This window comes from Tenacibaculum geojense (genome assembly GCF_042676005.1).
Classification (GTDB): Bacteria; Bacteroidota; Bacteroidia; order Flavobacteriales; family Flavobacteriaceae; genus Polaribacter; species Polaribacter geojense.
This window is the reverse complement of the sequence record NZ_JBHTJR010000007.1, coordinates 1-11,246: the sequence shown is the minus strand read 5'-3', so window position 1 is coordinate 11,246 and position 11,246 is coordinate 1. Positions and strand designations below refer to the sequence as shown.

Sequence of the window (11,246 nt, the reverse complement as noted above, 5' to 3'; positions counted from 1 at the left end):
ATATTTCTATCGGCTTTTATTTCAGTTTGAAGTTCGATTCTAGGCATTTTTTGGGTATTGTGTACAACGGTCTCAGCTAATGAATCGTTGCGTTGGTTTAGCGTAAAGTTAATAAATATTGCGTCGAACATTTGTTCGATGCGTGATTTTTCCATAGGAAAAATCCGTTAGCAATGTTTTTTAGCTATTGTTGTAACACGTTTTACCACGGTTCAATTCTAGTTATAGCTTCATCTTTATATTCAATTTCATTCCATAATAAAGTTGTTTTATCAGTCGCAAAAAAGCCTTCAAGTTGGGTCAAGTCTAAGAATGAATTTAAAAGTTTTAAATCAGTTGAATAGATAAAGGTCTGGTAATGTTCATATTCTTGAAAAAATAATAATTTTTTGTCTTCAGTTAAAAGTCGAAATTCGCTTGGGAATTCACTGTTTTTATTTAATAATTCGTTGATAGTAGTATTTAAAATGTCATTTTGAAAAACATCATAGAGTTTGATATTTTCGTAATTTAATTTCTTTAGAGCATTCAAAATAGGGTCAATTAAAAGTATTGATAAATGACTATCTGAATTAGGAATAAGTTGGTTTTTGTCAACTGCTTTCTGAAATGATTCCCAAACTTTAGTTTTGATTTTTTGGTATTTAGAAATGTAATTATGATGGCTTACATAAAGACAATGAATTAACTCTTTGATATCTGTTATTCCAGTTTCATTTATTAATTCTGTCCAAGTAAACTTTTCATATTTCTTATTGATTGAAAGTTTGTCGCCTTCAATCCATTCAGTTTTATTCTTATCAAAATCTTTTATTGGTTGTCTTTTCTTATAAAAAGGGTTCATTATAATGAAACAGTATTCATATCTAACTGCATTCTCTTCAAACGGTAGAATTCTGATATCAGTTCTTTTTTCAGAACTGGGTATTTGATATGGGTGCTTGAGTTTTTTCAAATGTGTTACAACGGCTTCGTATAACCCGTCAGTTATCGGGCTAAATTAGCCAAAAGTTTTTAGTTATTTACTAGCTTAAGCAATTCTGAGTGGATTCGGACGCAGTCGAATCCGCCGTAATTGCGGTTATACATTGTTGTATGTAGTTTTTAGTAGGCGTTAAGAGTAAAATCAAATTTTTTGTTTTTTATTTCATAAACTATATTTATAGTGTTAAATATAAATTCTATAAATTCATTTTTTGAAGTTTTACTTTCTAATCTGTAGAAATATGAATTTTTTTCTAATTCGATAAATTTTTTTGATAATTCAGATTTTTTAAATCTCATAAAATTGAGTTCGTTATTAGTTTTGTCTTTATGAAAATGTATTTCTATGACAATTGAATTAATATCGGTAGAATAGAATTCTAAATCCCAGTTGTTTACATCATATTGCTTGTATACTTGTAAAAGAACTTGACCATTATCTCTGAAAAAGTCTAATTGTAGATTCTTTTCATTTGATGTTAAAAAATTATTTGATAGTAAAACAATATCATTATTCATTTCTTAAATTCTGCTTTAGGTGTTTCAGTTATATTGAAAAAGTTTAAGATTAAAAGTGTTTTTTTATTTTCGAATTACATACAACGATTTTGCTAAGCATCCGTTTTAATGGTTCTCAGGTTTTGTTGTGTGCTGTAATATACAAAAAAGTGCCTATAGCTAAAGGAACTTTTTATTATTTACAGAAACAGTAGTAAAGTCGCTACATAAAGCAGTTCAGAGTATTTATATTTATTTTAATAATGATTTTTATATAACAGAAGGTATAAAACTTGTTATTAAAATAATGGGTTGATTAGCTATTGTTTTTAAGATCAGATTTTTAAATCAAATTTTCAGTTAATTTTGACTTGACTTTGTCAAAATTAAACAGTAAATTAATCAATGTTTTTACGAATGCTTTCGTATTTGAGAATGAATTCTCACACGATCTCATCGCAAACATTGCCGCACTGAAATTATCATTTCAATCCGTTTACTGATAAATCAGAGCTTAAAGTCCTTAAACTTTTATATCCCATATAAATACTCAGAAAACCAAAAGACTGAAACTATTGCTCACAACGGTTTTGTGTATGGTCTCGTTGCGTGTTTAAGCACTAAAGTTAGCAAATAAATCACGAATAGAAAGTCCGCGAGGACTTTCTTAAGTAGGCTCTAACTAGCAATGAATTATACACATTGTTGGCAATAGTTTTTATTTTATCTTTTTGAAATATTTTTTTACAACAAATCCAGATTTTGGTTCTCCAGTTACATTGTCGATGTAACTAATTAGCAAATATTTGTGTCTAATTTCAATAACTGAAACGATTTGCCCTTTTTTAACTATCCCAATAATATTTGTTCTTATCTTGTTTGAATATCGTAAATGAACATCCGTTTTAGCAATTCTCTGACTGTTCAATTGACTTATTATCGTTTCAAAACTTTTTTTGATATCAATATCTGATTTTTCAATTTCCTTTATGTTGTCAGGAAGTAAGTCTTTAGTTTCTAATTCAACTATTCCATTATCTTGGTTAAAACGATATAAATTCATCAAGAATGTTGTTACAATCATTACTTTGAAGATAAAATCAATTGCTTTTTGTGACGTGCTTTTTTCAAGTAATGATGACAATTCAGCAACTATTAATTTTTTTAATTTCTCTAAATCTTCTTTAGTAATTCCGTCATCGTCGTTTTTAATAAAATCAGTTGTTGTAGATGATATGACTTCCGAAACATTTTCAGCAACAAGTAAATCGTTCCAATCTCTTGTTTTCGTTATATTCTTCAAATAATCATTTGAAATTCCCTCAAGTGCAACGCTTATTCCATTAAATTTAGTCAGATGTGATTTGTCGATTGATTTTGCAATGTGAGCCAAATTGTTAGAAAGGATCAATTGATTTTTACCAATTTCAGCCAGTTGTTTAGAGAGAGGTTCGCTTATTTTAGATATATTTTTTAATGACTGATTAAGATTGATAAATGAAGAAGATGAAAGAGTTGGACTTATCGTTTGTAAGCTACTGTTTTTTATTTGTTCAGCAAGTTGAGAACCGATATTAGGAAGAGTTATATGCTGGTTAGATAAAATTTTAGCAATGTTGGCAACTCCATCTATAGTTTTAATTTTAAAATCAGGAAATTTAATATAAGGCAATTCCTCTGCAAGTTTTTGCAAATTACTCTTACTAAATAAATCATTTTCATTCTTCATTGTGAATTTACTTTATGAATTTCAAATTATTGCCAACGGTTTGTGTATGAAATGTAGCGTGCAAAAAAACACTAATTTTCGGGTTAACACAGAGCCGAATTTTTATATTTTGTTTTTAATTTTTCTCTTTTTAAAAGCCAAATTAAAAATTTGGTGGTCCTTCTAAATGTACATAAACATTCGGTTTAGCACTTATTAGCTATGTTTTATACACCGTGTTGCCAGCAGTATTTATTTTCTTTCAATTTTCACTAATCCTTGTCTAGTTGCTAAAAATAAATTCCCTTTAATATCAAATGTCATAGTCGAGATGTAAGAAGTCGGAATATCAGAATTTTCAGTATGATAATTTTCCCAACTACCATTTAAATCATACCTGACCAATCCAGCTCTGTCCGTTGAAATCCAAAGCACTTTTTCGATTTTGTCATATAGCACGCAAGTTGTATGATTAAAAGGCATACCTGAGTTTTGAGTTGTAAATTGTTTGAAATTACCATTTACCTCCCGAATTGCTATTCCCTCATCATTATTGACTTGCTTTTTGTTTTTTCTATCGAATTCATATAAGGTAAAATATAGGTTGCCATTTTCATCTTCATCCATTGATGTAATACACTTACCTTTTAAAACCGTAGACGATTTTTCAAAATTTGTAACTTGATTATTTTCATCAATCATTGCTGAACCATCATAAGTTCCAATCCAAATTCTGTTTTTGGAATCTCTTTTAGCAAATGAAACTCTGTTGCCAGGTAAGTCTTTGTATAAGTTCTTATCAATTTTTGACCATTTATCATCTTTAAGTATTGTTATTCCATTTTTTGAACAGAAAAAGAGTTCACCTGTTTTTGAGTTGTTCACAATATTATATGCAGAATTAATTCCAATTTGTGTTGAGTCATATTTTACCCATTTATCATTGTCAAAACTGTATATATTTTTTTTGGCATAAATCCATTTGACATTATTGTTATCTGTCGCTAATTCGTAATAGCCGAAGTATTTACCTTTTTTAGAAATATTTTGTTCGGCATTTTTGAATTCTTTTCCGTTAAAAGTTACTAAACCTTGGCTAACTGTAAGCCATATTAAACCATCTTTATCAATCGAAATATGGTCATTCCAATTATTAGGTAAATTTGAATTCTTCGAGTTCCAAACAGTTATTTTATAATTGTCTAAATTTTCGTTTTTGTAAACATAGGTGTCATTATAAATTTCAGGACTATTTGGTTTATCAAAGGATTTTTTGAAAGCCTCTTTGTCTACTCTCTCTATTTGTCCTGAGATTTTATTGCTATCTACTTTGAAAACAATATTGATTGAAGATTTTTCTTCTGTTTTACCATTTGTTACTGCAGGTTTCCAACTTTTGAATCGATTTAGCTCTTTAACTATTTTCTGTGTTATGAAATTTTTTGATTGATCTGTATGACTTAAAACACAAGCACGTCCATTTGAATTGACAAGAACTTGAAACATAACAGCACCTTTAATACCATTTAAATTAAGTTCATCGTTCAATTTTTCCTGAAGTTTTGAAAATTCCTGTTCTACATAACCCGCTTTTGTATCTCCACAGTCAAGACAAAATCTTTCAGTTTTACATTTGTCAAGTTTTACAGGGAACAGATTTTGTGCGCTCAGAGATAAAGTAGTTAGGATAAAAATAGGTAGGATATATATTTTCATTTATAGTTATATTTTCTGGTTTAGTTATATTGCTGGCAACGGTTTCGAATAACCCGTCAGTTATCGGGCTAATTTAGCCAAAAGTTTATAGTTATTCACTAGCTTAAGCAATTCCGAGTGGATTCGGACGTAGTCGAATCCGCCGTAATTGCGGTTATACATTGTTGTAAAACGTTTTTATTTTCGGATTAACTTGGTTTTATTTATAAAGAAATCCTCTCGATTTATATTCTCTTTAAAAAATTCTAAAAGTTCATTTTGAGATTCAAATTCTTTACTTCTCAATTTCTTATTCACTTCTGAAAAAACAAGAGTGTTACCCTCAACTTTAAAACCATAAAAAACATTTGTGATTTTGTTTTTGTATTCTGTTTTTAGATTCATAATTTCAAAACCTTTTATTGTCTTTGAGAACGAAATTATTTCATCAGTTTTTTTCTTGTCCTTAAGTAATAATTTATAAGTTTTTTCTCCGTGTTTTATGATAGTAAGTTTTTCGTTATTACCTTTTTCATTATACCATTCTCCAATTAATTCAGGATTGATATTTTCATCATTCGGTAAGCTGAATTTTGATTCTAAAGAACAACTAATTACTAAAAATAAAATTACTAAACTTAAAGTGTATTTTTTCATAGGTTCTGTTTTTAATGTTTTACAACGGTTTTGGCTATGGTTTCGTTGCGGAATGGTTCGGTAGAACTATTCCGCCGTAAACCAAAGTTAGCAAATACACAGGAATTTCCGAGAGGAAATTCCGCCGCAATGAACTATAGCCGTTGTTGTACACTGGCTTTTATTTATATTTTTCCGAGTATAAAAATTCAGCACGTTCATTTAATTCGTCCGTCATTTTTATTTGATTCGGTTTATCTTGATTCAAAATCCACGCTTTGTTTCCGATATCACTACTTTGAAGTACGATTGTATCTCCGACTTCAGTCCAACCAATTGTCCATTTATTTCCATCTCCAGCTCCAGTATTCAATTCAGTCAACTTGTTATTTTCCTTACCGTATAAATGAATAATAACGTAAGCGAAATCCTCCGCATTTTTGTCAGTCCGATTTACAGTCGCTTTAATTTCAAAATTTCCAGTCGGTGATTTAATCAATTCACTTTCATAATTGCTGAAAAAACAACTTGTAAAAGTCAAAGACAAGAGTATTAAAGTCAGTTTGCGTTTCATTTTGTAGCTTGTGTACAACGGCTTCGTATAACCCGTCAGTTATATGGCTAAATTAGCCAAAAGTTTTTAGTTATTCACTAGCGTTAGCAATTCCGAGTGGATTCGGACGTAGTCGAATCCGCCGTAATTGCGGTTATACATTGTTGTACTGCGTTTTATTTTAGTTTGCCAATCCATATATCTCCTTTCGGATAGAAATAGATTTTCTCATTATCTTTTTCCACTGCGTGAAAATTTAAGTCAATCATTTTTTTATAGAACTTTTGTTCTTTATTGTATTGCTTTTCCGATTCGTAATTTTGCTTAGGTAAATCCAGTTCCCATTGATGGATTGAATCCATATCAACTCTTTTGTCCCAGTTGAATTTCTCTAATTCAGTCGATAGTTTCCCAAACTGATTAACTTCTAATTTACTTTTTTTCTTTGCGCTCAAAAAAGCATCATTTTCATAATAGTGAATTTTTTCATCAATTGCGCAAACCACTTCCGATTTCAACATTCTAGGATTGTAAAACCAAATTGCTAAATAATATTCTTTATTTAATTTATCAAGTTCTGTTTTCCAATCTAAATATGTTCTGATTAATGTTTCAATTATTCTCTTTTTTAATTCTCCTTTAATTAAAAACTCTTCTCCATACCATTCCTCAACTTTATAATTGAAATATTTTTTACGATTCAAATGTTCTAGGTTTAAACTGAAATCAGAGTTTTTTAATTCTCTAATAATTTTCTTTGAAAGAATAGTTTTCTTTTTCATTTAGGGTTTTCTCAAATGCACTACAACGGTTTGGCTAAGCTGCGTTTTAATGCAGTTTAGGTGGTGTTGTAATACGTTTATTTCTTAGTTAGTATTTCAAGAACCTTTGAATAACTTAAATCTTCGTCAGATTCTATAAATTCCATATGCTTTGCATCAGCTCCATGCCTAGAGGAATCAATAATAGCTCTTTTCTCAACTTCTGAAACACCGCCTTCTATTCTCTCCATTTGTTGTATTAAAACATTAAAACTAGTAAACCAGTTCTTTTTTGGGTATAATTTTAATATTCCTTCTTTAATTAGTTTTTCAGCTTTCATAAAGTCGGCAAACACTATTCTTGAATCTGAAAAAGCCCCTTCTAAATACTCTACCCTTTTAGAATTCAAATCATGAATTTCAATTCTATTAACATATAATTTTATGTAAAGGTAATTTTGATTTATCATAGTCTGATTTACTTATGGACTTATTTCGATTATGTATTACAACGGCTTCGTATAACCCGTCAGTTATCGGACTAATTTAGCCAAAAATTTATAGTTATTTACTAGTTTAAGCAATTCTGAGTGGATTCGGACGTAGTCGAATCCGCCGTAATTGCGGTTATACATTGTTGTAGGTAGTTTTTTCATTTTCCCATTACATCAAATTCGTCCACAATTCCACTTTCCTGAAATTCTTTTATTTGCTCTTCAGTCGGCTTTATTTCAGTTCCGTTTTTGTTGTAGAATTTCCAATTATCATTTAGAAATCCAATGTTAATTTCATCTCCACCTTCGCAGGTCGTTTCAATGTGTTTTTTGTCAATTCTATAAATTCCTTTTGCTTTTAATTGTCCATTTTCGTGATAATAATTCCACTCTCCAATTTTGTAACTATAAATTATGTCACAAGGTCCAACAATACAGCAATTCACATATGAGTCAGTTTTATATTCTCCAGTTTCTTTCAGTTTCCCATTCTCATAAAATTCACTCCATAATCCAATTCGAGCTGCTTTTGATAAATAGTCCGAGTCAATTTGTCCGATGCTTCTTAAAAGTCCGTTTTCATAAAATTCCATTTCGGTTTTTTTAGAAATCGATTCTGATTCCGAAACTATTTTAGTCGATTTACAACTGAAAAAGAAAACTAAAATTAGTATGTAAAACGGTATTTTCATATTTCGGTCAAATTACCTACAACGTATTTGTGTATGATTTTTTGCGAGAAAAGGACGCGAGTCGTTTTCCGTTTTATCGGAAAGATAAATAATAAGATTGAATTTCCGGTGAGGAAATTCAGCCGCAATTAATTATACACCTTGTTGTAGGTAGTTTTCTATCCTTTGTTTTCATAAAAATACCACTCAGTCAAAGTCAGATTTGAAATCAATAGTTTTTCTCCGACATATAGATGTACAATTCCGCTTTTCTTTCCTTTTTCCGTTATGATATTCCAGTTTAGATTTGAGTCAAGCTCTAAAAAATCATGATCATTAAATCTATTAACGCTGTTGCTTTTCCACCATCCTTTCCGAATAGAATCATTTGAAATCAGTATGATTGTTTGATTTATCAGAATGAGTAAAATCAGAAGTTTAATGTATTTTAATATCTTTTTCATTAAGGTTGTAATTCGGTTTGAATTGTTTGGTTAATTACCTACAACGGCTTCGTATAACCCGTCAGTTATCGGGCTAAATTAGCCAAAAGTTTTTAGTTATTTACTAGTTTAAGCAATTCTGAGTGGATTCGGACGAAGTCGAATCCGCCGTAATTGCGGTTATACATTGTTACCCAACGTTTTTTTATTCAGATTTCCATAGAACGACTTTGGTTTAATCCAACTGTATAGAGTTCTAATTTTTAACTTCCAATCCTTGTCAAATAAGTCATTCCAATATTTTTCTTTCGGGTAAATTACTTTGTCAATTTTCCCATAATGGTCGTCGTATTCCAATTTACTCCATTCCTCTTGGATGGATTCCAATCCAAAATACTTTTCAAAACTTTCCAGTCCTTTTGTTCCCATTACGTGGTCACATATCAGATGAATTTTTTCCGATTTGTCAATTACAAGAATGAAAATACATTCATTATCCAAAACAAGTCTTGGACTAATTCCGATTAGCTTTATTTCATTCAGTTTTAGTCTAAATGACTTGCAGTATTTTGCTATTCCAGTTTCTTTTGAAGGGAATTCTGTAAATTTTAATTCAGTGTATGTTATTTCAATTCCAGAAGTCATTTCTCAAATGTTGGGTAACGGCTTCGTATAACCCGTCAGTTATCGGACTAAATTAGCCAAAAGTTTTTAGTAATTAACTAGCTTAAGCAATTCTGAGTGGATTCGGACGAAGTCGAATCCGCCGTAATTGCGGTTATACATTGTTAGGTGTAGGTATTTTCTAGTTGAATTTATTCTTAATTATTTTTGAATACGGATTTTTCCCTCAATATTTTTCTCCATATTATCACTTCCAAATGTACCACTAAACGTAGCTTCAAAAATATTTTCTGATTTTAGTATTTTAAGTATGCCTTGATTTATTTTTCCACTCCATTCTCTATTTTCAAATGAAACTTCTATATCTACTTCGTTCTCATTAGTCCCTTCAACAGGATTGAAGTTTTTATTTCCAATATCTATGTTTCCAATTTCTAAATCTAAATTATTGTCTTCAGAATCTTTTCCGTTTACTTTGTAAACAAATCCTGTATCTTGACTGGAATTGGTAAAAGTAAATTCATTCATTATGTACGTTTCATTATCTACTGTATATTCAACATAAAACTGATTTTCATTAGTATCTGAATTTGGAGTTTCTTCATTTTCTGTACAAGAGAAAAATATTAATGATAGAATTATTAGGTTTTTTTTCATGTTTTTCATTTTTATTAATTTCTTGGGTTCAAAATTTACTTACACCTAACGGTTTTGTGTATGATTTTTTGCGGGAAAAGGACGTGAGTCATTATCCGATGTTACGGAAAGATAATTAATAAGATTGAATTTCCGGCGAGGAAATTCAGCCGCAATTAATTATACACCTTGTTGTAAAACGTTTTATTTTCTATAAGGCTCATCCATAAAAGATTTATTCTTAGTAGCAAATGTTTTAAAATGATATTTAATTCTTTCAATTAAATCTGGTTTGCCGAAATCAAAAGGCGCTATAGTTTTTAAGTTTTTTAAACTTTTTAGCTCTAACTCACTAAGCTCTATATTTAAGCTTAAATTGTCAAAGTAAAAAGTATATTCTTTTCCACGATTTTTTTCCACTCTTATTGATTTTATTTTATTCAAATCAATTGTTTTTGTCCAGTCGTTTTTGGTTATAGTAATTAATTCAAAATCTATTTTTATATGACCTCCTTTGTAGTAGATAAAGTTATTAATCAGAATCAGGATAAAAGTCGTAAACATAAAAATTAAAGAGAAAGTCTTAATTAAACTTTTATACTCTAAAAAGGAGTTGTCTGAATTCCCTGAAGTATAACTAAGTAAAAAATAAAAATAGAAGATTCCGATAAGTTTATATATGGTGAAATATCTATGTCTAAAAATATAATTATGTTCTATTATGTTTAGAGTCATTTAGTAATGTTTTACAACGGCTTCGTATAACCCGTCAGTTATCGGGCTAATTTAGCCAAAAGTTTTTAGTTATTTACTAGCTTAAGCAATTCCGAGTGGATTCGGACGTAGTCGAATCAGCCGTAATTGCGGTTATACATTGTTGGCTACAGTTTTTTAATTCCATTATAATTTTTCATTCAAATCTTGTCTTCCAACTATTGTCACTATTTCAACAATATTTTCATTGACTTTATAGAAAATACTATCAACTCCACACACGCAACGTCGGTATCCTTTTTTTATATAGTCAACAGATTCAAAGGAAAAAGGACGTTCAGCGATAATGTCAAAATATTCAAAAAAAGACTCAAAATATTTGTCCGCTTGGGTCATTCCGAATTTTTTAACTCCGTAATGGTGAATCCGAATCAAGTCATTTTTCGCTTCATTTGTCAATTTGTATTTAGCCATTAAGCAAAGACTTTGACTGAGCTAAAATACTTTCTTTACTGTCATTTGTAAATCCACTATTTTCAGCTTTTTCAATTTTAGCTCGAATCCAGTCAATTTGAACTTGCTGTTTTCGAGCTTGTCTAATCAAATCGTTAACTAATTCACTTTTGCTTGAATATTCTTTATTGTCCACTTGGGCTTTTAGCCATTCATCGTTCGGTTTTGTAAATGATATACTTTGTCTTGACATAATCATTTGTTTGATGTAAATATACACCAAATCCGAATCATTTCCAAATTGTAGCCAACGATTTTGCTAAGCATCCGTTTTAATGGTGCTTAGGTTTTGTTGTGTGCTGTAATATACAAAAAA

The 11,246-nt window shown here is 29.9% G+C and carries 15 protein-coding genes; all 15 read right to left on the bottom strand.

The genetic code is table 11. The annotated features are described in order from the left end of the window. Window positions 1-202: 202 nt before the first annotated feature. Window positions 203-955, bottom strand: a complete 753-nt coding sequence (locus ACFQ1U_RS00480; protein WP_386104191.1) for a hypothetical protein — start codon at window positions 953-955, stop codon at window positions 203-205. Between the two features lie 149 nt (window positions 956-1,104). Continuing rightward, window positions 1,105-1,503, bottom strand: coding sequence for a hypothetical protein (locus tag ACFQ1U_RS00475; RefSeq protein ID WP_386104189.1), 399 nt, complete (start codon window positions 1,501-1,503; stop codon window positions 1,105-1,107). A 697-nt stretch (window positions 1,504-2,200) separates the two neighbouring features. Beyond that, window positions 2,201-3,211: a hypothetical protein gene (locus tag ACFQ1U_RS00470; RefSeq protein WP_386104187.1), complete on the bottom strand. Its 1,011-nt coding sequence runs from the start codon at window positions 3,209-3,211 to the stop codon at window positions 2,201-2,203. Between the two features lie 231 nt (window positions 3,212-3,442). Further along, window positions 3,443-4,906: a ligand-binding sensor domain-containing protein gene (locus ACFQ1U_RS00465; protein WP_386104185.1), complete on the bottom strand. Its 1,464-nt coding sequence runs from the start codon at window positions 4,904-4,906 to the stop codon at window positions 3,443-3,445. Window positions 4,907-5,083: 177 nt separating this feature from the next. Beyond that, window positions 5,084-5,542: a hypothetical protein gene (locus tag ACFQ1U_RS00460; protein ID WP_386104183.1), complete on the bottom strand. Its 459-nt coding sequence runs from the start codon at window positions 5,540-5,542 to the stop codon at window positions 5,084-5,086. 160 nt (window positions 5,543-5,702) lie between these two features. Next, on the bottom strand, window positions 5,703-6,095 hold the full coding sequence (locus tag ACFQ1U_RS00455; protein WP_386104181.1) for a hypothetical protein: 393 nt from the start codon (window positions 6,093-6,095) through the stop codon (window positions 5,703-5,705). A 155-nt stretch (window positions 6,096-6,250) separates the two neighbouring features. Next, window positions 6,251-6,856 carry a hypothetical protein gene (locus ACFQ1U_RS00450; protein ID WP_386104179.1) on the bottom strand — a complete coding sequence of 202 codons (606 nt, stop codon included), beginning with the start codon at window positions 6,854-6,856 and terminating at the stop codon, window positions 6,251-6,253. Between the two features lie 77 nt (window positions 6,857-6,933). After that, on the bottom strand, window positions 6,934-7,245 hold the full coding sequence (locus ACFQ1U_RS00445) for a hypothetical protein (protein WP_386104177.1): 312 nt from the start codon (window positions 7,243-7,245) through the stop codon (window positions 6,934-6,936). 242 nt (window positions 7,246-7,487) lie between these two features. Further along, window positions 7,488-7,922 carry a hypothetical protein gene (locus ACFQ1U_RS00440; protein ID WP_386104175.1) on the bottom strand — a complete coding sequence of 145 codons (435 nt, stop codon included), beginning with the start codon at window positions 7,920-7,922 and terminating at the stop codon, window positions 7,488-7,490. A gap of 257 nt (window positions 7,923-8,179) precedes the next feature. Further along, window positions 8,180-8,464 (bottom strand): hypothetical protein, encoded by a 285-nt coding sequence (locus ACFQ1U_RS00435; RefSeq protein WP_386104173.1) that lies wholly within the window; start codon window positions 8,462-8,464, stop codon window positions 8,180-8,182. Between the two features lie 159 nt (window positions 8,465-8,623). Further along, window positions 8,624-9,088, bottom strand: a complete 465-nt coding sequence (locus tag ACFQ1U_RS00430; RefSeq protein ID WP_386104171.1) for a hypothetical protein — start codon at window positions 9,086-9,088, stop codon at window positions 8,624-8,626. A gap of 180 nt (window positions 9,089-9,268) precedes the next feature. After that, window positions 9,269-9,724, bottom strand: coding sequence for a hypothetical protein (locus ACFQ1U_RS00425; RefSeq protein ID WP_386104169.1), 456 nt, complete (start codon window positions 9,722-9,724; stop codon window positions 9,269-9,271). A gap of 183 nt (window positions 9,725-9,907) precedes the next feature. Continuing rightward, the gene (locus ACFQ1U_RS00420) at window positions 9,908-10,438 is read right to left on the bottom strand and encodes a hypothetical protein (RefSeq protein WP_386104167.1); all 531 of its coding nucleotides are present in this window, start codon (window positions 10,436-10,438) and stop codon (window positions 9,908-9,910) included. Between the two features lie 165 nt (window positions 10,439-10,603). Continuing rightward, window positions 10,604-10,891, bottom strand: a complete 288-nt coding sequence (locus ACFQ1U_RS00415; protein WP_113966555.1) for a type II toxin-antitoxin system RelE/ParE family toxin — start codon at window positions 10,889-10,891, stop codon at window positions 10,604-10,606. Beyond that, window positions 10,884-11,123 carry a ribbon-helix-helix domain-containing protein gene (locus tag ACFQ1U_RS00410; protein WP_036118677.1) on the bottom strand — a complete coding sequence of 80 codons (240 nt, stop codon included), beginning with the start codon at window positions 11,121-11,123 and terminating at the stop codon, window positions 10,884-10,886. The genes ACFQ1U_RS00415 and ACFQ1U_RS00410 overlap by 8 nt, the downstream gene beginning before the upstream one ends. Between the last annotated feature and the right edge of the window lie 123 nt (window positions 11,124-11,246).

Coding starts and splice junctions, on each gene's coding strand:
- ACFQ1U_RS00440 (WP_386104175.1), bottom strand. CDS start 7,922: ATGGAATTTTATGAAAACGGACTTTTAAGAAGCATCGGACAAATTGAC.
- ACFQ1U_RS00450 (WP_386104179.1), bottom strand. CDS start 6,856: ATGAAAAAGAAAACTATTCTTTCAAAGAAAATTATTAGAGAATTAAAA.
- ACFQ1U_RS00435 (WP_386104173.1), bottom strand. CDS start 8,464: ATGAAAAAGATATTAAAATACATTAAACTTCTGATTTTACTCATTCTG.
- ACFQ1U_RS00415 (WP_113966555.1), bottom strand. CDS start 10,891: ATGGCTAAATACAAATTGACAAATGAAGCGAAAAATGACTTGATTCGG.
- ACFQ1U_RS00475 (WP_386104189.1), bottom strand. CDS start 1,503: ATGAATAATGATATTGTTTTACTATCAAATAATTTTTTAACATCAAAT.
- ACFQ1U_RS00420 (WP_386104167.1), bottom strand. CDS start 10,438: ATGACTCTAAACATAATAGAACATAATTATATTTTTAGACATAGATAT.
- ACFQ1U_RS00465 (WP_386104185.1), bottom strand. CDS start 4,906: ATGAAAATATATATCCTACCTATTTTTATCCTAACTACTTTATCTCTG.
- ACFQ1U_RS00410 (WP_036118677.1), bottom strand. CDS start 11,123: ATGTCAAGACAAAGTATATCATTTACAAAACCGAACGATGAATGGCTA.
- ACFQ1U_RS00460 (WP_386104183.1), bottom strand. CDS start 5,542: ATGAAAAAATACACTTTAAGTTTAGTAATTTTATTTTTAGTAATTAGT.
- ACFQ1U_RS00470 (WP_386104187.1), bottom strand. CDS start 3,211: ATGAAGAATGAAAATGATTTATTTAGTAAGAGTAATTTGCAAAAACTT.
- ACFQ1U_RS00455 (WP_386104181.1), bottom strand. CDS start 6,095: ATGAAACGCAAACTGACTTTAATACTCTTGTCTTTGACTTTTACAAGT.
- ACFQ1U_RS00430 (WP_386104171.1), bottom strand. CDS start 9,088: ATGACTTCTGGAATTGAAATAACATACACTGAATTAAAATTTACAGAA.
- ACFQ1U_RS00425 (WP_386104169.1), bottom strand. CDS start 9,724: ATGAAAAAAAACCTAATAATTCTATCATTAATATTTTTCTCTTGTACA.